We start from the raw sequence: 24,726 nt of genomic DNA on the forward strand, positions 1-24,726 counted from the left end.
ATTATGGTCGAAAAATTTTCTAAGAATTATAAAAAAGAGAAATCTCTTTTAGAGATATTAAATATTGTTTATCAGGGGCGTACAAAAATAATATCGTCTGTAATTATTTTTCTAATTCTGGCTTTTTTATATAATCTGTTTTCTTCACCGGTTTTTGAATCTACAGCCCTGCTTAAAAAAGAAGCTGCCGACAATAACGGGGGACAGAGGGATGAGCTTTATGAAATTGTCAAACTACAAACTTCAGATCTGCTCGAAACAGAAATGGAGCTTATAAAAACCAATGAAGTATTAGGTAGAGTAATTAATGAATTAAAGCTGTATATTGAGTTAAATGAGATAATTGACCGGAATGGAAATTCCTACAAACTAAATAATGTTTTTACTGATTTTCCTGATTCTGGGAATAACTATGCCAAAGAAATTTCATTTAATCTCCCGATTTTTAAAAATTTTAAGTTAATAGATGAAAATATAGAGTTGGTAGTTTACATAAAAAAAATAGGGGAAAAACATTTTGAATTGTGGAACGCTAAAGAAAATAAATTGATCACAATTATGAGTGATTCATTTGTAGGTGATTCAGATACACTAAAAGAATATTATGATGCTGATTCTCTTGATTTGACAAAACCATTGAAAGAAAATAAAAACTGGGTGACTGCAAATACCGATTTTGCCAGGTTCGAATTTAGCTGGAATAGTGCTCCTATAGGGAGTAAAATTGCATTTAGCATTAAAAACTACCGTAAATTTATATTGAATTTTAGTAAAGGGATTAATGTTTCGCGAGTGGGTCATACAGATGTGTTTGCTCTAAGTGTTCAGTCATCCTCTCCATTAGCTAGCAAAATAATAGCCGATCACATAATTCATAACTTCAGAGAAGTGAGAATGGAACAGCAAAAGCAAACAGTTCGTTACTCATTTCAGTTTGTAGATGAACAACTAACCGAAGTTCAAAAAAAACTATTAGATGCAGAAAGTAACCTAAGCAACTTCAAAGGTAGTGGGAAAATAATGAGTATTGATCAAAATACTCAGGAACTTCTTAATTACCAGAGCACTCTAGAAGCAGAGCGATTACAGACAGATCTTCTTCTTTCCAATTATAAGGACAAAGCTGAAGCAATGAGAAAGGAGCTTGAGTCAAGTAGATTTTTTGATCAAAGTTTTCTTGAACCTTCTGGGGAAAGTTCGGGTGAATCACCATTTTCGGGCTTAATGAGTCGTCTTTCAGAACTGGAACTTCAAAAACTTGAACTTATCCAAAAACGTACAGAAAAACATCCTGATGTGATAGCGTTGGATGAACAAATCCGTTCTGTAAAGGAAAAATTAGCTGGTTATAACCAGAACACATTAACAGCATACAAAATTATTATCAGCACCTTAGAGAATAAACTTCGAAAAATTGATAACTTAATGTCCGGTTATGATGTTAAGATGCAACGATTACCTGCACAAGAGACTCAAATGGCAAGATTAGTTAGAGAAAAAGACGTTTATGAAAAAATATTTAAGTTGCTACTTGATAAACGTGAAGAGATGAGAGTGGCTGAGCTATCTCAATTGCAGGATATTATTATTGTTGATCACCCTTATTTACCAATAAAACCTATTCAACCAAAAAAAGCCCTAAATATGTTAATTGGATTATTTTTTGGTGGATTTATTGGTATTGTTGCTGTTTTCCTAGTTCAATTAATGAAGTCAAGACACATAGATTTAGATTATTTAGAAGATGAATTAGGAATGTCAATATTAGCCTTAATTCCAAATTTTGATAAATCCATTCTAAATAGAATGAAAAAATCAAATGAAGAAAAAGATAAGTTTGTGACTCTGCAACCTGATAATACAGGAATTAGCGAATCTTATAGGTTGCTAAATACGAAATTGTCTCATCTAGATTTAAGAGACAAAACAATTATGGTTACAAGTTGTGAAGAAAATACAGGTAAAACTACTATAGTTGCAAACCTGGCTATTACTATGGCTTTAAATGATAAAAACATTTTAATTATCGATTGTGATCTAAGAAAAGGTGAACTATCTAAGATGTTCGATATTTTTCATAACTCACCAGGATTAATTGATTTTCTTGAAAAGGGCGGTTCTCCTGCGGTTTATAACAAGTTATTAAAGAAAATATATATTATACCATCTGGTGGATTAAGAGAAAATTCAAGTATACTACTAAGTTCAGAAAGGATGAAATCAATTTTTGAAAAAATCAATACATCTACATATGACTATGTTATAATTGATACACCTCCCGTGACAAGAGTTGTTGATACGCTCGTTTTAGGTCAATATGTAAAGAACGCCATACTAATTGTACGACCTGATACCAGTATCAAAGATGCAGTAATTGGAGGAATACAGGATATGAGACATGCACAAATTAAGATACTTGGAGTTATAGCTAATGCTACAGAGATTCAGAGTTCTTATCGCTATCGCTATAGTTATGGGTATGGTTACGGCTATGGGAATGGAAATTTTCAAGAACTTAAAGGTGGTGGGCACATAGTCAAAAAAGTAGGTTCAATGATACGAAAAAAATCTAAAGTGAATTCCTCCTGATTTATTATCCTTTCTTAATCAAATTGATGTAAGACCGAAAGATTTAATGTAAATGCATTCAGGATATTTGATTTTATAACTTTTAAATAAGTGCCTTTTTGGTTTCTTATAAAATGGGATTTAATACTGTAAAAGTTGAAAATAGACTAAGTCGATTTATTTTCCATTTCATTATTTGAGAAAGAAATCATCATTTTGAGACTGGTGGTAATGAAGATTTATTATGAAGTTCTATAATTTTGTTAGTTTCTTTGGAATTTATATTGGTGTGATATTTAGTATAAAAACTCAAAATCACTACTCTGTTAGTCGAAGGAATCTCAAAGTAGCAGTTCTCGTTTCTTCTTTATCGAACATTAAATGTTAATTAATGCATGTACCTATCAAGTAGAGTTTCAAAGTTTTTTTTATAGTAAAACCAAACAAGATATTTATCATCTGAGAATAATGGATTATGATTAAAAGTATTTTTAGTAGATTTTTATTAAGCCTCTCATTTATTGCACCTTTTGGATATAGTTTTAGACCTTGGTTGCATAAGATTAGAGGTGTTAAAATGGGTAAAAATGTATGGATTGCAAAAGCCGTATATCTAGATGAATTACATCCTGAAGATATAGAGATCGGTGATAATTCTATAGTTAACTACAGGACAACAGTTTATACACATTCATATTTTGGTCCAAAGCAGAAAAAAAGTTCAGGAAAGGTGATAATAGGCAAGGATGTCTACATTGGGCCTCACTGCCTAATTTTACCTGGAGTAAAAATTGGGGATTGTTCTGTAATAAAAGGAGGTACTGTTTTAACACGAAATGTACCGCCAAATACTTTTTGGGGAATGCCAAACCCCGGACCACTTGCGCGAGTTACTGTTCCACTAACACCTGGCCACACGCAGGAAGAATTCGTAAAGGGACTTCGTCCGATCAAAAAAAGGAAGATTACCCCCGATACATAGTCAGATTAATTTTATAGATTTTTTATAAACATTATTAAAGGAAAGAAGATATTATGAGTCAAATCGATATAGTTAAAGAATTTATTATAGAAAATTTTCTTTTTGGAGAGGAAGAGCAACTTAAGCTAGATACCGATTTTTTTGATAAAGGTATCATAGATTCTACTGGTGTAATAGAATTAGTAAGTTTTTTGGAAGAAACATTTAACATATCTGTTGAAGATGAGGAGTTGATTCCAGATAATCTCTCCAGTTTAAAAAATATAGAGGTATTCCTTCAGAAAAAACTTAACCAAAAGGTTGCGTAAGCATGTGTGCAATTGCAGGTATTGTTAATCTAGGACATCAACAACCAATTACTTCTAATGCACTCAGGCGAATGGTCTCAGTTCAGCAATACCGCGGACCAGATGAGACCGGTGCTTATATTGATGATCATATTGGCCTGGCTCACGCACGGCTAAGTATTATAGATCTCAAGGATGGCACCCAACCAATACATAATGAAGATAAATCTTTATGGATTATTTATAATGGAGAAGTTTTTAACTATCCAGAGCTTAGAAAAGAATTAATTAGTTGCGGTCATAAATTCTATACTACCAGTGATACGGAAGTAATTTTACATTTATACGAGGAAAAAGGAATTAATTGTATAAATGAACTGAACGGGCAGTTTGCCTTTGCCATCTGGAATTCAAAAAATAGAACGCTGTTTCTTGTCCGCGATAGAGTTGGGATTGTACCTTTACATTATGCTATTCAAAATCAACGATTATACTTCGCTTCTGAAGTAAAAGCTATTTTTGCCAACAATGAAATTAATCGTTCGTTTGATCCCGAATCTCTTGATCAAATTTTTACATACTGGACTACACTTCCAGGCAAAACAGCTTTTAGTAACATTAAAGAGCTTCCCCCGGCTCACTACATGCTTATTTCGCAAAACGAAATTAAAACTGCTAAATACTGGGATCTGGATTTCGCGAGTAATACAGAAACAGTAAAAAGAAAGAGTGATGATTTAGTTAATGAGATATCCGAAACACTAATGGATTCAGTTAAAATCCGTTTGCGTGCTGACGTTCCTGTTGGTACTTATCTCAGTGGAGGTTTAGACTCTTCAGCTTTAACTGAGACTGTTAAAAAGAATTTTAATAATGAACTCCGATCATTCGGAATCAGATTTGAAAATAAAGATTATGATGAAGGTAGATTTCAGAATGAAGTGGTCGATTTTCTTAAAGTTAATCACTCAGAAATTATAGCAAGCAATGATGCCATTGGAGCGAATTTAGAAAATGTTTTATGGCATACAGAAAAACCATTACTAAGAACAGGGCCTATTCCGTTATATATTTTATCTGGCTTGGTTAATCAGAGTGGTTATAAAGTTGTACTAACTGGCGAAGGTGCTGATGAAATTTTTGGCGGCTATGATATATTCAAAGAAGCAAAAATCAGAAATTTTTGGGCGAAGGATCCTGATTCCAAACTCAGACCATTACTTCTTGGAAGATTGTATCCATATATATTTAAAGATGATCGATTAAAACAAACACTTATCGCTTTCTTTAAAAACGGAATTGATAATCCCGACGATCCTTTCTTTTCACACAATATCAGATGGAAGAATACCAGTAAAATAAAAAACTTTTTCTCTAATCAGGTTAAAGATTCAACCCAAAATTATGATAGCTATTCAGAGTTGATGAAATTATTGCCTGCTAAGTATTTTTACTGGGATACTGTAACCAAATCACAGTTTTTAGAATCGCTGATCTTTCTTAGTAATTACCTGTTGTCGTCGCAAGGGGATAGGGTTGCTATGGCTCACTCCGTTGAGTTAAGGGTTCCCTATCTCGATCATAGAGTTATCGAGCTTCTAGGGAAAGTAAATTCTGAGATCAAAATAAACGGATTAAATGAAAAATACCTACTGAAGCAAGTATTTAAAAACCGACTTCCTTCAAACATTATAAGAAGATGGAAAAATCCTTACAGAGCACCAATAAATAAAGCCCTTTTAAGTAACAATCTTAATTTAGTAAAGGATTACTGTTCAGAAGATGCCTTAAAAAGAACTGGAATATTTGATCCCTTTAAAGTTATGAAACTTTTCAACAAACTTGGAAAATTAGATAAAGCGGGTGAGTTCGATGAAATGGCATTGGTTGGAATTTTATCCACTCAAATAATTTATAAAAATTTTATTGAAGACTTTCAGATTAGTGATGATAGTGCTGGGAAATTCGATACGTTTTTTGATCATAGATCTGTTAATGAAAAATAAAATAATGTTTTATGGAAGATTTTTATTTAAGCATGAGTATATTTGACTAATTCTTCATTTACTCAAAAGATTTGAAGTTATTATCTAAATTCCTGAAGTTGTAGAATGTGCAATTGAAGGAGTTTTAGATGAGATATTTACAGAAGCAATAAAAGAAAAAATAGTATTAACTTATAACACTGATAATACATAAGAAAAAAAATTATGACTTGCAGAAATAAACTCGTGATTTACAAAATTCTTCAATTTATTGAATTCAGGAAAAAACTTGAAGTAAATCAGACAGGTAAATAGGTGGTAAAAGATTCTAAATCATCAACAAAAAGCTAAACAAGTATAATATATTAACAGCAATAAAAATGTAAGGTTAAAAATATGAATTTCACAAAAGATTCAATAAAAATTGATCCGGCTAAAGAATTTGAAAAAATTAGCTTAAAACTTAAAGAAGATGTGGGTAAGAAACTAAGGAAAAGAGGAGCTGTTATTGGGATAAGTGGTGGTATCGATTCATCAGTTTGTTTGGCAATTTGTGCTAAAACTTTTGGACCAGACCGCGTATTAGGTGTAATGATGCCGGAAAACGATTCCAATCCTGACAGTCTTGAGTTGGCAAAAAAACTTTCTGCTAAGTATCAAACAAAATATGTTGTTGAAAATATGACGGAGGCTTTAGAAGGATTTGGCTGCTACAATAGAAGAGATGAAGCGATTAAAAAAGTCTTCCCTGAGTTTAATAGTAAATACAAAGCAAAAATTACTTTACCAACTAATTTGATGGAAAAAGAAACATTAAACGTTTTTCAATTAACCATTATTACTCCTGACGGTGAAACAAAATCAGAAAGAATACCCCTTAAAGAATATTTGCAAATAGTTGCGGCTTCAAACTTTAAGCAACGAAGCAGGATGTGTATGCTTTATTATCATGCTGAAGCAAGGAATTATGCCGTAATAGGTACGGGTAATAAGAATGAACATGAACAAGGATTCTTCGTAAAATATGGTGATGGTGGATCAGATATTAAACCAATATCTCATTTATTTAAATCTCAGGTATTTCAACTTGCCGATTATCTGGAAGTGCCCGAGGAAATCTGTCAAAGGATTCCTACAACCGACACATACAGTGCAGAACAAACACAGGAAGAATTTTTTTATAGGGTTCCATTTGATATTCTTGACAGAGTTTGGTTTGGATGGGAAAAAGGTGTAACATCAAAGCAAATTGCGGAAGCCTTAGAACTGACTAAAGATAATGTTGAATCAATTATCCATGATACGCAGCGAAAAATCAGAACGACTGAGTATCTCAGAATGAATCCGCTTTAATTATATCTGATTTGGATTTGTGCAATTATATAATTAAAGTTAAAGAAATTTATTTATGAAATTACTGCTGCAATCAAAAATTGGTGTTTATTATGATAGTTGATCATATTGGAATAGTTGTTAACTCAATTGAAAAGAGTATAGAGTACTGGGAAAATACCTTCGGTTATAAGCAGATGACAGAAATTGTTATCAATACGCGACAGAAAGTTAAAGTAGTTTTTTTGAATAAGGAAAATTCACTTCTTATTAAATTGATAGAACCAACTGATGAAACATCACCGGTATTTAGAAACGCAAGAAAAGGTGGTGGATTGCATCATTTGGGATTTCGATGTACAGATATTAACCAAGAAATAATAAGACTTAAAGATTTAGGGTTGCGTGTTATAACAAATCCTCAGCCCGGCGAAGCTTTTGAAAATAATCAGATTGCTTTTTTATTAGGAAATCAGGCGTTAAATATTGAATTAATTGATACTGAAAAAAAAGCCAGAAAAATTATTAAATAATGGATAGCTCGAATAAATAACTATGACCAGATTGTATTACATATTTAAACCTGTCATTCCAAGGTCGATTCAACTTTTTCTGAGAAGAATACACGGTAAAAAACTGTTAAAAACACACAAGAATTCCTGGCCAATTCTTCCTGGGAGTGAAAAGAAACCTGAAAACTGGATTGGTTGGCCTGAAGGGAAAGATTTTGCTCTTGTACTTACTCATGATGTTGAATGGAGAAAAGGTCATGATAAGTGCAAACAACTTTTAGAGATTGAGAATAAGTTAGGATTTAAATCATCATTTAACCTCGTGCCTGAAAGATACAAAGTTGATAAAGAGTTACGGGACTTTATTGTTAATGAAGGCTTTGAAGTTGGTGTTCATGGACTAAAGCACGATGGAAAATTATTCCGTAGTAGAAAAATTTTTAATGAACGAGCAATAAAGATAAATCAATACTTAAAAGAATGGAATTCTGTTGGTTTCAGAGCACCTGCAGTACATCATAAACTTGATTGGATTGCAGAACTGAATATTGAATACGATTTATCTACTTTTGACACAGATCCTTTTGAGCCACAACCTGATGGTGTCGGGACTATTTTCCCTTTTTTCATAGAACGAAAAGATGGTAAATCAGGTTATGTAGAAATGCCCTATACTTTGGATCAGGATTTCACATTATTTATTCTATTAAAAAAGACCTCTTATCAAATTTGGATTGATAAATTAAATTGGATTGCTGAAAATGGTGGGATGGCACTCATAAATGTACACCCGGATTATCTTAATTTTGAAAATAAAACAGAATCTGAAGAGTATCCCGTAAGCTATTATTCTGAATTTTTAGCATTTATAAAAAAGAATTATGAGGGAAAATATTGGAATGCACTGCCCAGGGATGTTGCAAGATATTTTAAAGACAACTATTACCAGCATTTGTCGGAAAATAAAGGGAAAGCACTAAAAAATGGGAGGGCATTAATGGTAGTATATTCTTACTCTCCCCAAGACGTTAGACCAAGAAGAGAAGCAGAGGCATTAATAAATGCTGGGTACGAAGTAGATATGATTTGTTTAAGATTACCCGACCAACCCAAACAAGAAAATGTTTATGGTGTTAATGTTTATAGGGTAAATATGTCTAAATCTAGATCAACAAAACGGAAATATATCACTCTATATTCAAAATTCTTTATTCTGGCTTTTATCAAGCTAAATAAACTTTTTCTTAAGAACAGTTACGATGTAATTCATGTCCATAATATGCCTGATTTTTTAGTCTTCTTAAGCGTTATTCCTAAAATATTTGGCGCAAAAGTAGTCCTAGACTTACATGATCCTACACCAGAAATGTTAATTACAAAATTTTCTGAAGGTGATGAGAGCAGATTGACAAAACTGCTTAAGTGGCAAGAAAAAATGAGTATAAAATTTTCTCATTCTGTAATCACGACTAACAAGTCCTTTGTAGATAGGTTTGTTCTAAGAGGGTGTCCTCCTGATAAAATAAAGACCGTAATGAACTCACCACAGGAATCGGTTTTTACTAAGGCAGCACTTAACTCGCAGAACAAATCAAAGGAGAATAAATTTATCTTAATGTATCATGGATTGATTGTTGAAAGATATGGATTAGAGGATCTTGTGAATGCTGTAAAATTATTAAAAAACAAAATACCCGAAATAGAATTAGTAATTTATGGTGATGGTGAATATGTGCCAGTGCTTCTAAAAATAATTGAGGAACACAGATTAAATGATACGATAAAATATTTTGGAACTCTTTCTCTTGAAGAAATAGCTGAGATTATTCCTTCTTGTGATATCGGAATAATTCCTAACAGACTTGGTCCGTTTACTCAAATCAACTTCCCCACTAGAATATTCGAGTACCTGCATATGAAAAAACCTGTGATAGTGCCCAGAACACAGGGGATTAATGACTATTTTGATGAAGAAGCAATTTTTTATTTTGATGCCGGTAATGCGGAAAGTTTAGCAAATGTAATATTCAATATTTATTCTGATCGGGTTAAAGCAGTTGAGGTGGTAAATAAAGGGTATGAGATATATCAAAAACATAGATGGGAAAGCCAGAGTAAGAATCTGATTAAAATTTATGAAGAACTGCTAAACTGATTTTGAAATAGAATATGAACACTGTGAAATATGTTTTAATAACTGCAGCTAAGAACGAAGAATTATTTATAGAAAAAACAATTCAGTCAGTTCTCAATCAAACAATAAAACCAGCTAGATGGGTAATTGTAAGTGATGGTTCAACAGACAGGACCAATGATATTGTAGAACAATATAGGAAGAAAAATAAATTTATTGACTTAATTGCTCTACCTCCTAATAAGGAACGCAATTTCAGTTCGAAGGTTAATGCTCTTAATGAAGCATGGAAAAAAATTGGAGGAACGGAATTTGATTTTATTGGAAATCTTGATGCAGATGTAACTTTAGATAAATGTTATTATGAAGAAGTATTTCGAACATTCCAGACCAATCCAAAGCTGGGAATTGCAGGTGGAATTATCCTGGATTGTGTAGATGATAATGTGTACCCTCAAAATATAAGCCTTAACAGTGTTGCCGGGGCAATTCAAGTATTTAGAAAACAGTGTTTTGAAAAAATAGGCTATTATATTCCATTTAAGTACGGGGGAGAAGATGCCTACATGGAAATAATGGCAAGAATGATGGGTTGGGAGGTGCAAACTTTGGCTGAATTAAAAGTACTTCATCACAGGCCGACGGGAACCGGCATGGGAAGTTTGTTAAAGGCGAATTTCAGAAAAGGACAAATGTTTTATACATTGGGTTATTCACCAATTTTCTTTCTTGTGAGAATCTTTTACAGATTATTTGATAAACCTATTTTAATTGGGAGTTTACTGAATATAACTGGATATTTATCAGCATTTATTAAAAAGGACAAGTGCCCTGCAGGTAATACGTTTATTGATTTTGTTAGAAGTGAACAAAAAGAGCGCTTAAGTTCACTTCTTCCTTTCAAGCAAAAAGGACACGTGGTTAAAACTTCACGAATGATCAAGATTTAGATATAAAATTAATGATGAAAATGTAATATGTGTGGAATTTGCGGACAATATTATTTTAAAGAGAAGCAGCTTGTTTCTCTACACACGATAAAAAAAATGGCAGATTCAATAGCTCATCGTGGTCCTGATGATGATGGATACTATGTCTCGGATTCTATTGGGCTTGGATTTAGACGACTCTCTATTATAGATTTATCTGGTGGACACCAGCCTATGTCAGATCTGGAAAAATCAGTTTGGGTCATATTCAATGGGGAAATTTATAATTTCCCTGAGTTAAAAAAGGAACTCGAAGGTTATGGACACATCTTTCAAACCCAATCAGATACTGAAGTTATAGTCCACGGATATAAACAATGGGGAATTGATGTTCTTAGCCATCTGAGTGGGATGTTCGGTTTAGCAATCTGGGATGAAAAAAAGAAACGACTAGTTCTTGCCAGAGACCGTATGGGAATTAAAATTGTGTATTATATGATTGAAAATGGACTACTCTATTTTGGTTCAGAGATAAGGGCAATCCTCGCCGGTTTGAATAGAAAACCAGACATCAATCCAGCTGCGATAAATTTATTTTTAAGGTATCGTTATACGCCTGCACCACATACCATATATAAGGGTATCCAGAAATTAGCAGCCGGAACATGCCTAGTTGTGGAAAATGGAAATGTTGAAATAAAACATTGGTGGAATTACAAACCGCAAACCTTTAATCCCATTCCTAAGGAAGCACAGGTAAAAGAAGAACTGCTTGAGTTGTATAGGCAAGCAGTAAAAAGTCATTTGATTAGTGATGTCCCACTAGGCATACTGTTAAGCGGCGGTGTCGATTCCAACATGTTACTGGCTTTGATGAATGAATTCGGTGAAGACTGGAAATCTTTTACTGTTGGGTATGGAGGATCATTTCACGATGATGAATTGGATTATGCAAAAGAATCAGCAGTTATTTTTAATTCACCTCATTACTCTATAAAAATAAATCAGGAACGATTTGAAGAAACGCTTTCAAAAATCATCGCTTGTGTTGAAGAGCCAATTGCATCATCCTCCATAGTACCAATGTATTATGTCTGTCAAAAAGCCAGACAACGAGTAAAAGTAGCCTTAATGGGGCAGGGACCGGATGAATTGTTTGGTGGATACACAAGACATCTCGGTGTTTATTATGGCAAATATTGGCGTTCTATACCAGGGACAATAAGAAAACCAATCGGTAAACTTCTGTCAAAAATGTCAAAAAGTGAATCGATCAGAAGGGGTTTAGATTCGCTAGAAGTTTCGCAAAAGTTGGTTCGTTATCAACAGGTATTTTCTTTAATGTCTGAATCTCTCATAGATGGCCTGTTCCAGGACGACCTATTAACTGAAGGAACTGGCGATTATATACTTGATTCGTGGAAAAATTTAGAGACATTAATTGAAGATACAGATGACCTTAATGGTTTTCAATATTTGGAGATTCGAACCTCACTTCCTGATGAACTGCTGATGTACGGGGACAAATTGTCAATGGCGCATGGCCTTGAAGTGCGCGTTCCCTATCTTGATCAAAAAATCGTGGAATATGTTGAACGCTTACCTTCTGATTATCATATAAGATTTGGAACCCGAAAATGGATCCATAAGCAAGTTTGTTCAGATTATTTACCAAAGAAGATCATTAAACGAAAAAAGCGCGGATTCGCAGCAAACGTGGTTGATAGATGGTTCAAGGAATCACTTTCAAATGACTTTAGTGGTATTCTACTTGATAAAAGTTCGCTTATGTATGAGTTTTTAAAACCAAAAAAAGTACTCTCCTTATATAAGGATCATACTGATGGCAAAGAGGTTAATTATAAAATTCTATTCAGTCTAATTGTACTTGAAAAATGGCTTAGAGATCATAACTTATAGTATTTTTTGTCAAAAAAAGTTACTATTTAAATCATTAGTAAATATTTAATTAAAATTTATTAAGAATTACTCGATGGATTTTCGATATAGATTATGAACAAAGAGAAGTATATTTTAATAACAGCTGCCCATAATGAGCAGGACTTCATAGAGAAAACCATTGTCTCTGTCATCAATCAGTTGCATAAACCTGCAGAGTGGATAATTGTTAACGACGGATCCACTGACAACACCGAATCTATAGTACGTAAATATACCTCAGAGAATTTATATATTAAACTTTTAATTAATAATCGAAAGGATGGGCGTGATTTTGCATCAAAAGTTTACGCTTTAAATATTGGATTAAAAAATATTCAAGCATCTGAATATGATTATGTAGGAATTCTTGATGCTGATGTTTCGTTTGATAAGGAATATTATTTATTACTAATTGAAGAATTTAAGAAAAACCCAAAACTCGGGATTGGCGGCGGAAATTACTTTGATATAATTAATGGGAAAAAAGTCGCCGTTCATCAAAGTCCTTTTAGCGTTAGAGGTGCCACACAATTTTTCCAGAGAAAATGTTTTGATCAAATCGGCGGTTTAATACCCATGAAGTACGGTGGTGAAGATGCGGCTGCTTGCTTTTCAGCAAGAATGCATGGTTGGGAGACAAAAAGCTTTCCTGATATGTTAGTATTACATCACAAGCCAACAGGATTTGCTGGTAAAAATCTTTTGAAAACAAGGTTGAGAGATGGCTATGTAGAATATAATCTTGGTTACCATCCATTGTTCCAATTTGTTAAGTGCGTTAAAAGAATTTCTCAGAATCCTTATTTAATTGGAAGCTTTATTCGTTTTATTGGATTTTGGATCGCAAGATTTAAATTTGAAAATCAAAATGTACCCAAAGAGCTAAGAATTTTTATCAGGAAAGAACAGTCTTTTAGATTATTTCATATTAATAATTAGGTAACGGCATTTTTGAATGGATTATAAATTAGAAATTAATAGTATTTCAAAAGAAGCTTACAACGAAACTTTGCATCTTTTTCAAGATTCAAACCTTTATCAATCCTATGAATATAATTTGCACGCTAAAGGGGGAAGGCATATGTGTACGGTTGTTTTGAAAAAGGGGGATAAAATTTTAGGAGTTTCTATAGTTAGAATTGTAAAGTTGCCTTTTTTTAACTTTGGTCTAGCTTATATTTACCGTGGACCTGTGTGGCAAAGGAAAAATATAGTAAACTCTATCGAAATTCTGTCGGTATTTTTAAAACTTTTAAAAGAGGAGTTTGTTTTAAAGAGAAAATTGGTATTAAGAATCTCACCAAATTTATTAAAAGAAAAGAACATGGAATTTGAAAATTTATTTAATGAACTTGGATTTACTTCCAAAGGTAAATATGCAGGATCTAATACTTTTTATATTGATGCTAGTCTGCCTTTAGAAGAATTAAAAAAAAATCTTAGTGGAAATTGGAGAAAAAAACTTAAAAAATCAGAAAATGAAAATCTTAGGTTTTTAAGTGGTAGGGAAGATTCACTATATCAGGAAGCTGAAAAACTCTACTTGGAGATGGTTAAAAGAAAAAGATTTGATCAAGGGATAGATGTTAATAAATTAAAAACCACACAAGTATGCTTGCCCTCGTCGTTGAAAATGATTTCAACGATTTGTTATTCCAAGGATGTTCCAATAAGCTGTTTGGTTTTCTCAGCTGTTGGATCCACTGGAATCCCAATATTAGCGGCTACTTCTGACTCAGGGACTAATTACAACGGTTCATATTTGTTGCATTGGCAAATGCTGGTCTATTTAAACGAAAATGGATATAAGTGCTTTGATTTGGGAGGTATAGATAAAGAAAAAAATCCTAATGTTTATAATTTTAAGCATGGAATGGGTGGCGTTGAAGTACACTTCCTTGATGTAATGGACTTTGGATCAAATAAATTTTTTAACTCTATATTAAAAAGATTTGAGTTAGTTAAAAAATTTATTAGATAAAGTTACTTAATGGTTAGTAACCTGTATTTGAATTTTAATATTTTCTGACAATTCAATGAATAACCTTGGCCAGGAAAACATAAATTCTATATCAGATAAAGTTATTTTGTAAATTATTTCTTATAAGCTCAAAAGGAATATGAATAGATAATTTACAATTATTTCTTAAGATTGAAGGAACAGAAATTTAAATTGATTCTAATATTTCGTATTCAACACTTTTTGTGGGTTTAATGTTTTAATGTTCACAATTTATTTTGTTATTTAATGTCATATTTATCAAATAAGCTTCAAGCACCGATTAATGGTATTGATCTACTGATCAAAATAAATTCTTTTATACTTATTTACGTTACATTTTTTACTACCAGTATTCCTTTTGACCCTAGTAATTATGCTGATACCTTTGGAGGAGAAACTACAAACATAAAAAATCAGGTTGTTTATTTATTCCTGTTTTTTTCATCATTAGTTATCTTATCAAAAAGGTTTGAAAAAATATTTTCTCTCATAAGATCTGAAAAATATCTTAGTTTATTCGTTTTAATATGTTTATTAAGTGCTTTATGGTCCGATTATAAATTTTTATCATTCAAAAGATCTTTTCAATTATTTGTTATGTTTCTTGTTATCGTAGAAGCATTGGTAAATATTGATGCTAAAGTACTATTAAAGCAGCTTAAGATAGTAGTTTCAATATATTTATTTTTTAATTTGTATGCATGCCGGTTTATTCCTGCTGCTATTGATCCGGTATTTGGAACCTGGCGAGGAATGGAAGTACAAAAAAACTGGCTTGCTCAAAACAGCCTCTATTGTCTTTTATCATCAATTGTTTTTTTTAGCTTCGATAAAACAAGATTAACAAAGGTATATGATTCCATACTTATTTTAATTTCAGTTTTAATAATTTATAAAGCTCATAGTTCAACAAATTTAATTGCAGTAGTTATTATTGTCTTTATGGGTATTGTTTTTCAGATAGAGTCGGTTTTTAAAAATTTAGGAATTGGTAGATCAATTTTGGGATTTGTGTTTTTATTTATCCTGACCTTAAGTGGGATATTTCTTATTTTTTCTTCAGAGATTTTTGGATTAATTCCCGGATATTTTGGTAAAGATTTAACTTTCTCTGGTAGAGTTGATATTTGGGCCTTTGTGTGGAATGATATAGAAAAACAATTATTACTTGGATACGGTTTTGCAACTTATTGGATAATGGGTTCTTCAAGATTAGAGATCTTTGCAAGTTATTTTGAAGGCTTTGTGGTGAACTCAGCACATAACGGTTATTTGGAAATCATACTTCAATTAGGTGTTGTTGGTTTTATATTTTTTTTATTTCCAATAATTGCATATATATATAGAATGTTCAAGTTAAATAGCAATTTAGCCATATTAATTTTTATATCAATAATGACATTAAATTATTTTGAATCTATTTTATTTAAAGTAGGTTTGGGAATCACAACTTTCTACTTTATGGCCACATATGTCGCACTTTCAGTTTTTCATTTTAACTTAGGACAAGTTAATCATAATGAGAATAATTCCTCTTAAAATAATGGAGGATTCTAATAATTAATATTTAAAGACTTTTATTTTGTGTAAAAAAGCAAGAATAATATTTAATAATTAAGTAGTAAGCACATCTCCAAACTATTTAACATAATGGCTTGGTATTTGTTGTTTAGTATAGATTAAGGAATTATTCCTTTACAAGTAAGAATTGTGACAAAAATTATTTACTTCTATTATTTTTATTTTCTTTTTCTCTAGTTCCAGTGATCTTATCATCTAAATGAAAATAAAAAAACATGCAAAACTAAATCGGTGTTAAGTAAACTTGTTAAAACTATATAGTTGAATTTAGCAACTCGATATTGCAATTCTCGTTAAACTAATAAAAGAAACCAATTAAGGTAATAATGAATCCGCTGGATGATAAAAATTTACAATTATGTACTATGTCGATACAATCACTCTGGAGAAAATATTTGTCAGGAATAAAATTTATTAGTTTTAGTGGGGTATGATTAATAGTCTGTTTCACTAAGTATTATTGTACATGTAAAAATATTAACATTATGGATAAAAGTTTTAAAAGGGATTTTATTAAAGGTTCGGCCGCCGCTTCCATGGGAACTATAGTAGCTATGGTTTTCCAGTTTCTGAGCATCGTCATAATTACACGGCATATCACAAAAGAGGAATTTGGAATTTATGTGTTGATAATTGTGATTTCTACTTTCCTAGATGCAGTCAGCGGACTAGCACTTGAGCAAAGTCTCGTGAAATTTATATCTAGTGCCGATGATCTGGAGAGAAGATCAACATTTATTCCTATACTTATAATAAGAATTTTATTAATAATTATTGCCGTTATTCTGGTTGTTTTATTTGGCAATTCTTTAATGCCTCTGTTCAATTTTACAGCAACTGAATTTTTATATGTAATTATCATACTGTTTATATTGTCAAGCTTTAGAGGCTTGTTTTATAATTTATTACAGGGGATGAACCTCTTTAAGAAATATGCATCGGTACAAACTATAACTTCTATTGTAAGGGTAGCACTTTTACTTGTTATTGTCTATTTAGATGATTTAACTCTGAAAAACGTTTTATTAGTAGAAATAGTAGCTGTTACTTTTACAGTTTTATTACAGATGGCTCTAATTCCCTATAAAGAAGTTTTCCATTGGGATGTGAATTTTAAAAATATTAAAAAGATTCTCAATTTCAGTATTCCTCTTTACTTCTCAGGCATATCATATTTTATACAAACCCAGGTAAATGTTTTTATAATTGGCGCATATTTAAGCCCCGTTAGTATAGCTAATTACGATGTTGCAGGAAAAATTCCTCAAGCAAGCGCAAAAGGATTTCAATCATTTATTATTGTATTCTTTCCAAATCTTTCTAGACTGTTATCCTTGGGGGAACGTGATTCTGCACTTATATTAATCAACAAATCACTTTTGACCTTCTCGATTGTAATAAACATGCTGTTATTGGTTTCTTTTCTTTTCAATAAAGAGATAATTCTTTTGCTCTTTTCTGATAAGTATATAGATTCTTCATTGGCTTTTTCATTTATGATGGTTGCTTTCTATTTGACTGCAATGTCAAATATTATGGGCTATTCATTGGTTTCAGCGGGGCTACCTTCTATAACTTTAAAAGTTAATATTGCAGCAGGTGCGATTAATTTAATTGGAGCATTCTTGATGGTTCCCCTCTGGGGTTTTATGGGGGCTGTATATTCAATTCTATTGACCGGTCTTGCCTCACTACTGTTTCATTATTTATATTTAACTAAGTATGATATGCAGATAGAGCTATTTAGTTTTATTAAACCGACGTTGATAACAATTACGGCACTGCTCCTCTATTATCCATTTATTCCTGATAATCTGATATTTAAGATGATTCTTTTGATTGTCTATTTTATTGCAATTTACTTTGTATTGCCTGAAGTAAAAGAAATATTTAACCAGATTGCGAAACATTTGTTCAAGTTTAAACCTGAAGATAACAGTTAGAAAATTTCGTAATGGATTACACATAATCTTTTTAGAAATGGTGATCAGTTTATTAAATTGAAAATTTTATATTAATATGGATTAATTTTTCATTAATTTGTCAAAGATCTACATGACAAAAAATATTTCAATTAATAAATTGATTTTCTGTTTTTTATTTTTTATTAAAAGTGAGTGAATTTCATGAGTGCGAGTAAAATTAAAGTATTAATGATAGATTCCTGGGTAGAAAAAAACGGGAACTATTACGCTCTTCATCTTTGTAAAGCATTGAAAAAAGCCGGCATTGATATAAGTCTCATCGTAATTGAGGATTATGTACATAATGGTACTATTGATTATCCTCTCCTTCCCCTTGGGCCATCAAGAACCAAAAGCGTAAGCAAATTTAAAAAGATTTTCAAATATTCGAATTATCTCTTGAATATCTATAAGCTGATACAACGCGAAAAATACGATGTTATTCACTTTCAATATTTCCGTAGACTAAGAATGGAAAGTTTATATTTTTTGATGCTCAAATTGATGGGGATAAAACTTGCTCATACCGTACACGATGTTACACCTTTAAACAACAGCAAACTGGATCATTATTTCAGTCTTTTAGTTTATAAGAAAGCTGATATTTTGTTCGTACATTCCAATTCAAATAAAACAGACCTGACTCAGCAAATAAAACTAAATGAAGAAAAAATTAAGGTAGTTCCTCACGGTGATTTTGATACTTTTATTCCTGATCGAATCATAGCTAAATCTGAGGCAAGGGAGTTCTTTGGCTTATCGGATGTGCAGAATGTTATTTTATTTTTTGGCGCAATTAAAGAATATAAAGGATTAGATATTCTTTCGAAATCAATTCCTATAGCCTCCTCAAAAATAAATAATTTAGCGTTAATAATTGCTGGAGAGGCTGGTGACGCAGAAACAAGGCAAATTGTATTAAAATGCAAAGACATACTATCAAAGTTACCAAACGAAGTTAAAGTTGTTGTTCATGAGAAGTATATTCCAGATGCAGAAGTTGCGAAATATTTTATTGCATCTGATGTAGTTGTACTACCCTATAGAGGAATTTCACATAGCGGGGTTCTTCACATAGCTTATTCATTTGGAAGACCGGTAATTGTATCAGATGTTGGAGATTTTAAGGAGTCTGTTGAAGAAGGAAAAAGTGGATTTGTATTGTCTTCCAACAGTGCGGAAAATTTATCAGAGAAGATTATTCAGGCCTTTTCTGATAAACAGAACCTCGAAAAGATGGGGAAATATGCAAGGAATCTTAGTGAAACAAAGTATTCGTGGGAAAATAGCGCAACATTAATGAAACCGATTTACGAAATAATGATTAAGAATGTGTGAAACAATTTTACTAATATCCTGCTGTTACTTTTTCCTATTGTTTTTCAAATTACATTTCATTCCAGAAATATTATGTAAAGCAATACTTTCTTGATTATTTTCTAAAAACTAATAATTTAAAAAGAAAAGATGTACGAATAAAATGATCACAAGATTACTAAAAATATTTATAAGTATTATATATCTTCTTGCCAAGAAAATTGCAATTCTTTTGGGCATGACTCAGGGTAATCAAATGTGTGTTGTAATCTATTATCATTCAGTGTTGAGTAAAGAAAAATTTATTCGACAGCTGAATTATCTTTCGAATAAATATTGCCTAGTTTCTTTAAATTCCCTTAATACTATTACTTCAAGGAAAAATCTAATTTCGATTACATTTGATGATGGATTATCTAGCATTTTAAAAAATGCATTACCCGAATTAATAAAAAGAAAAATCCCAACAACTATATTTATTCCTGCGGCTACGATCGGTAGTTACCCAAAGTGGGAACAAAAAAGGCAGGAAATTTACCACGACGACAGAATCTTAAACCTTGATGAAATAAAGGAATTATCAGATCAAGGTATAGAAATAGGATCTCATACTTTACACCATACAGATTTAAGAAATGTAACATCAGAGGCTGCAAGAGATGAGTTTGATTTATCAAAATCACTACTTGAAGAAATCACGGGAGAGGAAGTTGTATCGTTTAGTTTTCCCTATGGCAGTTATAATGATCAATTGTTAAATCTTGCTTTTGATTGTGGTTATAGGTTTGTTTATACAACAGAACCAGAAATGATTTCTGTTCCAACAAAAAGTAAAATATTTGGCAGGATAGGAGTGGACCCAGATGACTTTTTCATTGAATTAAAACTTAAAGCTTCTGGAGCTTATTCATGGTTACCGAGGGCAAGCAGATTGAAAACAAAAGTAAAGAAATTTCTATCAAGTTAGTTGATAGTGTTCAAATAATTTAATTAATATAAAAACTAGAATAACCTTTTTTTATTTACAATGATTTTATTAAAAGAAATTAACGACAAAACATTTTGGCATACATCATTGCAGGATTTTAATGATGCCAATATATATCAAACCTGGAATTTTGCCATATTAGTTCAAAATGAAAAGATTGTAAAACACATTGCTATTTACTCAAACCAGACTCTGATTGGTTTAGTAAAAGTACGCATCAGAAAAATACCAATCTTAAACCGTGGGATAGCTTACATTTTAAATGGACCTGTATGGCAGAAGAGAAATCAAGAAAACAATATCCAAAAATTGGCTGATATTTTTGTTGCTTTGAGAGAAGAGTTTGTAGTGAAGCAGCAACTTGTACTAAGAATACAACCATACATTTTTTCGGATATGGTTTCAAATTTCGATTTTATCGAAAATCTTGGATTTAATCGTATAGAGAATATTAGAAGACACCAGACATTAGTTTTATATCTTGATAAAGAACTTGATGAAATAAGAAAAAGTTTTAAGCAAAAATGGAGGAATTGTCTTAATCAGTCAGAAAGAAATGACCTGGAAATCTGCGAAGGTAATGGCCAGCAACAGTATAATGTTTTTCTTGGAATTTACAATCAAATGATGGCACGGAAGAAATTCAAAGAAAACGTGGATCCTTATAAAATGGGAAAAATGAATGAGGCATTGGATGATGAATACAAGAAGAAAATATTCGTCGCATATAAAGATAAAATTCCTGTCGCCAGTATAGTAGGTAGCGCCATTGGAAATACAGGTATTTATTTGCTTGGAGCATCAAATGAAATTGGGATGAAGAATAAGGCTTCGTATTTACTGCAGTGGGAAATGATAAAATGGTTAAAGCAAAAGGGATGTCAAAGATATGACCTTGGCGGAATTAATAAAGATGAGAATCCTGGGGGATATCATTTTAAATCTGGAATTACTGATCAGGAAGTACTGGGTATGGGCACTTTTGAATCATATAATAACAGGTTATCCAAGCGAATTGTTAGTTTCGGAGAGTTTATTAAAAGATAAATTAGTTCCACTTTGATCTACTGTTTATATCATTTCTCTACTAATATAAAAAAATGCCTACCTTCCGGTAGGCATTGACATAAGAATATTATTTCAACAAAATCATTTTCTTAGTATCCACAAAGGAACCTGCTTGTAATCTGTAAAAGTATATTCCGCTCGTTAGACTATATACTTCTCCTCCAAATGAAGATCCACCTGTAGTGGAAAAGTTAACTTCATAGCTTCCTTTAGATTTCTCTTCACTAACTAGTATCGCAACTTCATTTCCCAAAACATCATATATAGCTAATGTTACAAATGAAGATGAGGGAATTGAATAGTGAATTGTTGTAGAAGGATTAAATGGGTTAGGATAATTTTGTTTCAAAGCAAATCCTTTAGGCAAGTTATTGTTAGATGGATCAACTACAGTGGGACCATCAACTCCCCAAATTTCAGCTTCCCATAACCCTGCCCAGGTACTTTGATTGTTATTAATAAAATGAACTCGTACATATCTTGCATCAACCGGTGAAAATTCCTCAACAGTCCATTCCTCATTGGAGACGGATGTTGCTTGGGATACGATGGTAATCCAGTTATTATTATCACTTGAAATAGATATTGAGTAATCATAAACCCTTCCAGCATTCCAATTATAAAAGGATAGTTTGGTTTTACATACTGTCCTAATTGCACCCAGATCAAATGTTAATTCCTCGGGCATCGGTTCTGCCGCCCATCTTGAGTCTGGATCTCCACTAAGTGCACCCAGCCCATCAATTGTCTTTTCTGGTGTATGGTTAGGCTCTATTATTATTCCCTCTACATCTACTATAGGAAACCTCATTAACGTATCGGGTGGTAAGACTATATGTTCATACTGGGTAGTGTTATGTACAGGGTCAACGGAATTGCCGGCAACATCCTCAACATTAACAACTGTAACTACATATAAACCCGGAGAATGGGGAGACGTTTGAAGAGTGACCTTTGAACCAGATACTGATGCGCTAAGGACATTGATGTTATTAGTTATAGAATAATTGTTTTCGTTCTCAGCTGTTGCTTGGTCTAATGATTCTGAGAAATTCACAACCAAAGTTATAGAGTCCGGCAAAGTTGCCCCGGTTACTCTGGGTGGAGTCAAATCTGGTCCGGCATCATATTCATAAGCACCAATAGTAGGAGTATTATCTCTTGGATTTCCATTTATGTCATTCCATTGCAATCTGCCATTTAATACATAAGTTGTATTGAGACGGTTTAGCAACCACTCAATATCTTCGCCTTGATTTATAGCAGGTGAACCAGATTGTAATTCTCCATTAAGTAACCCTTGGTCTGGTTCGTGACCAATGTTGCTTACAAGCAGTGGATTCCCTTTTACTCCTGTTCCTCCATAATTATTTACCCAGTCAGACCATCCTGTTGGTTGGCCAGTGTTTCCATTTCCAGTAACATTACCTCCAAACCCTACGTCACCCTCCCAGCTATGATAGAATAAATTATTTCTTATGCTATCTACACGAAGATTTGAACCGGTACTATTATCGAAATTATCAAGTACCCCGCTTGTGGTAGTGCTGTATTGTGCTATTATATTATTTATTACAGTTGTGGTTGTTGGAGTTGAATATTCTAACCAGATACCTCTTACTCTTGGTCCGTTCGAAACAACTGTATTATTGAGTATCCAGGTTGGGGGCATAGGGTTGTGATCATACCAGCGTGTCATAAGTGTTCCTGCCCAGTTTCCACCTGAATACCAAACACCACCCATATAACAAAAGTTATTATATATTATAACCGGATTAGAGCCTTCTGATCCAAGAATAATTGGTATTCCTCCACCCTCAGGACTATAAACCGAATCATTTATAAGAATGTTATTAGTGATTACAAATCCATTTCCCAAATAAGCCTGAATTGCATCAACGTGTTGAACAGGGTCTTGATTAGGTATTCTTATATAGTTATTATTAATAAAAACTCTGGAAGCTCCTTTTATTTGGATTCCATCTGATTCCCCTCCAATATAATCAGGAGAAACTATTCTGCAATTCTCAATAAAAACACTATCCGCATTTTGATAACCAACTTCGCCTGTTTCAAATTGTATCCCAGCCCCGTTAAAACCATATATCATACAGGAATCAATCTTAATCCCTCTATGGAAATTATCAAAGTTAGCATATACACCTGATTCCACATTTCTTGTCTCAATACCTTTGATAGTGATATAACTCGGATTTGAACCAGAACCATCGCCAAAAGTGATAGCTGATTGGTTGTGATTATTACCATCTATTATTACTCTGCCCGAATGTCCGGAAGGCGATGGAGCATACTTACCAGCAATAATTGTTATCCAATTAACAGAATTTCCACTACAATTAGGTGAAAGTGGTCCATTATATACTAAAGAATCTGTACCGCCAGATATATAAATATAGTCACCTGGCTGAATGGAACTCCAATTTATAACAGAAAATGATTGCCAGGCATTAGTCCAGCTTGTTCCATTATTGGAACCGCTTACATTTTTATTTACATACCAATTTGTTGCATATAATGGATGTGATAATAATAGAAATAAAACTACCGCAAATGATAATCTATTTATTTGATAGCTTTTGAAAAATCCTCGTAATTTCATCGTAATCCTTTTCTATTTTTAGTTACAGGTCCAGTTTCAACATATGTGCCGTTATGAACCATTACTTTTTTGACACATTTAAATTGAGACTGTCGGTAAAATCGTTAATTTTGTAATTTTTACACAATATTTTTGAACAGGTTAAATTATTTTTACGAAAGGGAGATGAGTAGCTAGTGCAATTTGAAAAAATCTTTCGTTCTTTAGCAACTAAAATACTTAAACATTTATAAGTATAAAAGTAATTTGTTTGATTTAGTATTACTAAATAATCTTAGCCTTTGGTTTTTTTGATATACTAAGCTGTTATCTTATTAAAGGTTGATGGAGATAAAACTATTTAAAATTAGGATATATAGATTTTGTGATAGTGCTAATGCCAAAAAATAATCTTGATTTATATTCACTCTAAATTAATTACTCCCCCAAAACAGTATTTTTCAAATGCAAAGGAACACTTAATTTTTCATTAATAAAAGGTCAAAAAAAAGTCCGTAAAATGTAAATATTAAATTG

17 protein-coding genes are annotated in these 24,726 nt (G+C 32.3%); 16 read left to right on the top strand and 1 reads right to left on the bottom strand.

Features of this window, described 5'->3' with window-relative positions; genetic code table 11:
• Window positions 1-3: 3 nt before the first annotated feature.
• The 16 genes from IPJ23_10415 to IPJ23_10490 all read left to right on the top strand — a co-directional run bounded on the left by IPJ23_10415 (window position 4) and on the right by IPJ23_10490 (window position 21,569).
• Window positions 4-2,589, top strand: coding sequence for a polysaccharide biosynthesis tyrosine autokinase (locus IPJ23_10415; GenBank protein MBK7631090.1), 2,586 nt, complete (start codon window positions 4-6; stop codon window positions 2,587-2,589).
• 454 nt (window positions 2,590-3,043) lie between these two features.
• Entirely contained in the window at window positions 3,044-3,550 is a 507-nt protein-coding gene (locus IPJ23_10420; protein MBK7631091.1) for an acyltransferase, read from the top strand.
• 53 nt (window positions 3,551-3,603) lie between these two features.
• The gene (locus tag IPJ23_10425; GenBank protein MBK7631092.1) at window positions 3,604-3,858 is read left to right on the top strand and encodes an acyl carrier protein; all 255 of its coding nucleotides are present in this window, start codon (window positions 3,604-3,606) and stop codon (window positions 3,856-3,858) included.
• Between the two features lie 2 nt (window positions 3,859-3,860).
• Window positions 3,861-5,843, top strand: a complete 1,983-nt coding sequence (asnB, locus tag IPJ23_10430; GenBank protein MBK7631093.1) for an asparagine synthase (glutamine-hydrolyzing) — start codon at window positions 3,861-3,863, stop codon at window positions 5,841-5,843.
• Between the two features lie 375 nt (window positions 5,844-6,218).
• Window positions 6,219-7,175, top strand: a complete 957-nt coding sequence (gene nadE / locus IPJ23_10435; GenBank protein ID MBK7631094.1) for an NAD(+) synthase — start codon at window positions 6,219-6,221, stop codon at window positions 7,173-7,175.
• Window positions 7,176-7,267: 92 nt separating this feature from the next.
• Complete coding sequence (locus IPJ23_10440; GenBank protein MBK7631095.1) at window positions 7,268-7,687, top strand: VOC family protein; 420 nt, start codon at window positions 7,268-7,270, stop codon at window positions 7,685-7,687.
• A 22-nt stretch (window positions 7,688-7,709) separates the two neighbouring features.
• Window positions 7,710-9,821, top strand: a complete 2,112-nt coding sequence (locus tag IPJ23_10445; protein ID MBK7631096.1) for a glycosyltransferase — start codon at window positions 7,710-7,712, stop codon at window positions 9,819-9,821.
• Between the two features lie 14 nt (window positions 9,822-9,835).
• Window positions 9,836-10,750, top strand: a complete 915-nt coding sequence (locus IPJ23_10450; protein ID MBK7631097.1) for a glycosyltransferase family 2 protein — start codon at window positions 9,836-9,838, stop codon at window positions 10,748-10,750.
• 27 nt (window positions 10,751-10,777) lie between these two features.
• The gene (gene asnB / locus IPJ23_10455) at window positions 10,778-12,649 is read left to right on the top strand and encodes an asparagine synthase (glutamine-hydrolyzing) (GenBank protein ID MBK7631098.1); all 1,872 of its coding nucleotides are present in this window, start codon (window positions 10,778-10,780) and stop codon (window positions 12,647-12,649) included.
• Window positions 12,650-12,742: 93 nt separating this feature from the next.
• Window positions 12,743-13,609 carry a glycosyltransferase family 2 protein gene (locus tag IPJ23_10460; protein ID MBK7631099.1) on the top strand — a complete coding sequence of 289 codons (867 nt, stop codon included), beginning with the start codon at window positions 12,743-12,745 and terminating at the stop codon, window positions 13,607-13,609.
• Between the two features lie 16 nt (window positions 13,610-13,625).
• Complete coding sequence (locus tag IPJ23_10465; GenBank protein MBK7631100.1) at window positions 13,626-14,651, top strand: peptidoglycan bridge formation glycyltransferase FemA/FemB family protein; 1,026 nt, start codon at window positions 13,626-13,628, stop codon at window positions 14,649-14,651.
• Window positions 14,652-14,918: 267 nt separating this feature from the next.
• Window positions 14,919-16,211 carry an O-antigen ligase family protein gene (locus IPJ23_10470; GenBank protein MBK7631101.1) on the top strand — a complete coding sequence of 431 codons (1,293 nt, stop codon included), beginning with the start codon at window positions 14,919-14,921 and terminating at the stop codon, window positions 16,209-16,211.
• Window positions 16,212-16,738: 527 nt separating this feature from the next.
• Entirely contained in the window at window positions 16,739-18,196 is a 1,458-nt protein-coding gene (locus IPJ23_10475) for an oligosaccharide flippase family protein (protein ID MBK7631102.1), read from the top strand.
• Between the two features lie 183 nt (window positions 18,197-18,379).
• Complete coding sequence (locus IPJ23_10480) at window positions 18,380-19,555, top strand: glycosyltransferase (GenBank protein ID MBK7631103.1); 1,176 nt, start codon at window positions 18,380-18,382, stop codon at window positions 19,553-19,555.
• Window positions 19,556-19,697: 142 nt separating this feature from the next.
• A complete protein-coding gene (locus tag IPJ23_10485; GenBank protein ID MBK7631104.1) occupies window positions 19,698-20,501 on the top strand; it encodes a polysaccharide deacetylase family protein in 804 nt (267 codons plus the stop codon).
• Window positions 20,502-20,561: 60 nt separating this feature from the next.
• Entirely contained in the window at window positions 20,562-21,569 is a 1,008-nt protein-coding gene (locus IPJ23_10490) for a peptidoglycan bridge formation glycyltransferase FemA/FemB family protein (protein MBK7631105.1), read from the top strand.
• Between the two features lie 88 nt (window positions 21,570-21,657).
• Here IPJ23_10490 and IPJ23_10495 read toward each other — a convergent pair whose 3' ends face one another.
• Complete coding sequence (locus tag IPJ23_10495; GenBank protein ID MBK7631106.1) at window positions 21,658-24,210, bottom strand: discoidin domain-containing protein; 2,553 nt, start codon at window positions 24,208-24,210, stop codon at window positions 21,658-21,660.
• Window positions 24,211-24,726 lie beyond the last annotated feature (516 nt).

Source organism: Ignavibacteriales bacterium (genome assembly GCA_016709765.1).
In the GTDB taxonomy this organism is placed as follows: domain Bacteria; phylum Bacteroidota; class Ignavibacteria; order Ignavibacteriales; family Ignavibacteriaceae; genus IGN3.

Bases quoted from the DNA above. Each gene is read 5' to 3' on its own strand.
- IPJ23_10490 (MBK7631105.1), top strand. From the start codon at position 20,562: ATGATTTTATTAAAAGAAATTAACGACAAAACATTTTGGCATACATCA.
- IPJ23_10420 (MBK7631091.1), top strand. From the start codon at position 3,044: ATGATTAAAAGTATTTTTAGTAGATTTTTATTAAGCCTCTCATTTATT.
- IPJ23_10460 (MBK7631099.1), top strand. From the start codon at position 12,743: ATGAACAAAGAGAAGTATATTTTAATAACAGCTGCCCATAATGAGCAG.
- IPJ23_10425 (MBK7631092.1), top strand. From the start codon at position 3,604: ATGAGTCAAATCGATATAGTTAAAGAATTTATTATAGAAAATTTTCTT.
- asnB (MBK7631093.1), top strand. From the start codon at position 3,861: ATGTGTGCAATTGCAGGTATTGTTAATCTAGGACATCAACAACCAATT.
- IPJ23_10415 (MBK7631090.1), top strand. From the start codon at position 4: ATGGTCGAAAAATTTTCTAAGAATTATAAAAAAGAGAAATCTCTTTTA.
- asnB (MBK7631098.1), top strand. From the start codon at position 10,778: ATGTGTGGAATTTGCGGACAATATTATTTTAAAGAGAAGCAGCTTGTT.
- IPJ23_10445 (MBK7631096.1), top strand. From the start codon at position 7,710: ATGACCAGATTGTATTACATATTTAAACCTGTCATTCCAAGGTCGATT.
- nadE (MBK7631094.1), top strand. From the start codon at position 6,219: ATGAATTTCACAAAAGATTCAATAAAAATTGATCCGGCTAAAGAATTT.
- IPJ23_10495 (MBK7631106.1), bottom strand. From the start codon at position 24,210: ATGAAATTACGAGGATTTTTCAAAAGCTATCAAATAAATAGATTATCA.
- IPJ23_10475 (MBK7631102.1), top strand. From the start codon at position 16,739: ATGGATAAAAGTTTTAAAAGGGATTTTATTAAAGGTTCGGCCGCCGCT.
- IPJ23_10440 (MBK7631095.1), top strand. From the start codon at position 7,268: ATGATAGTTGATCATATTGGAATAGTTGTTAACTCAATTGAAAAGAGT.
- IPJ23_10465 (MBK7631100.1), top strand. From the start codon at position 13,626: ATGGATTATAAATTAGAAATTAATAGTATTTCAAAAGAAGCTTACAAC.
- IPJ23_10480 (MBK7631103.1), top strand. From the start codon at position 18,380: ATGAGTGCGAGTAAAATTAAAGTATTAATGATAGATTCCTGGGTAGAA.
- IPJ23_10450 (MBK7631097.1), top strand. From the start codon at position 9,836: ATGAACACTGTGAAATATGTTTTAATAACTGCAGCTAAGAACGAAGAA.
- IPJ23_10470 (MBK7631101.1), top strand. From the start codon at position 14,919: ATGTCATATTTATCAAATAAGCTTCAAGCACCGATTAATGGTATTGAT.
- IPJ23_10485 (MBK7631104.1), top strand. From the start codon at position 19,698: ATGATCACAAGATTACTAAAAATATTTATAAGTATTATATATCTTCTT.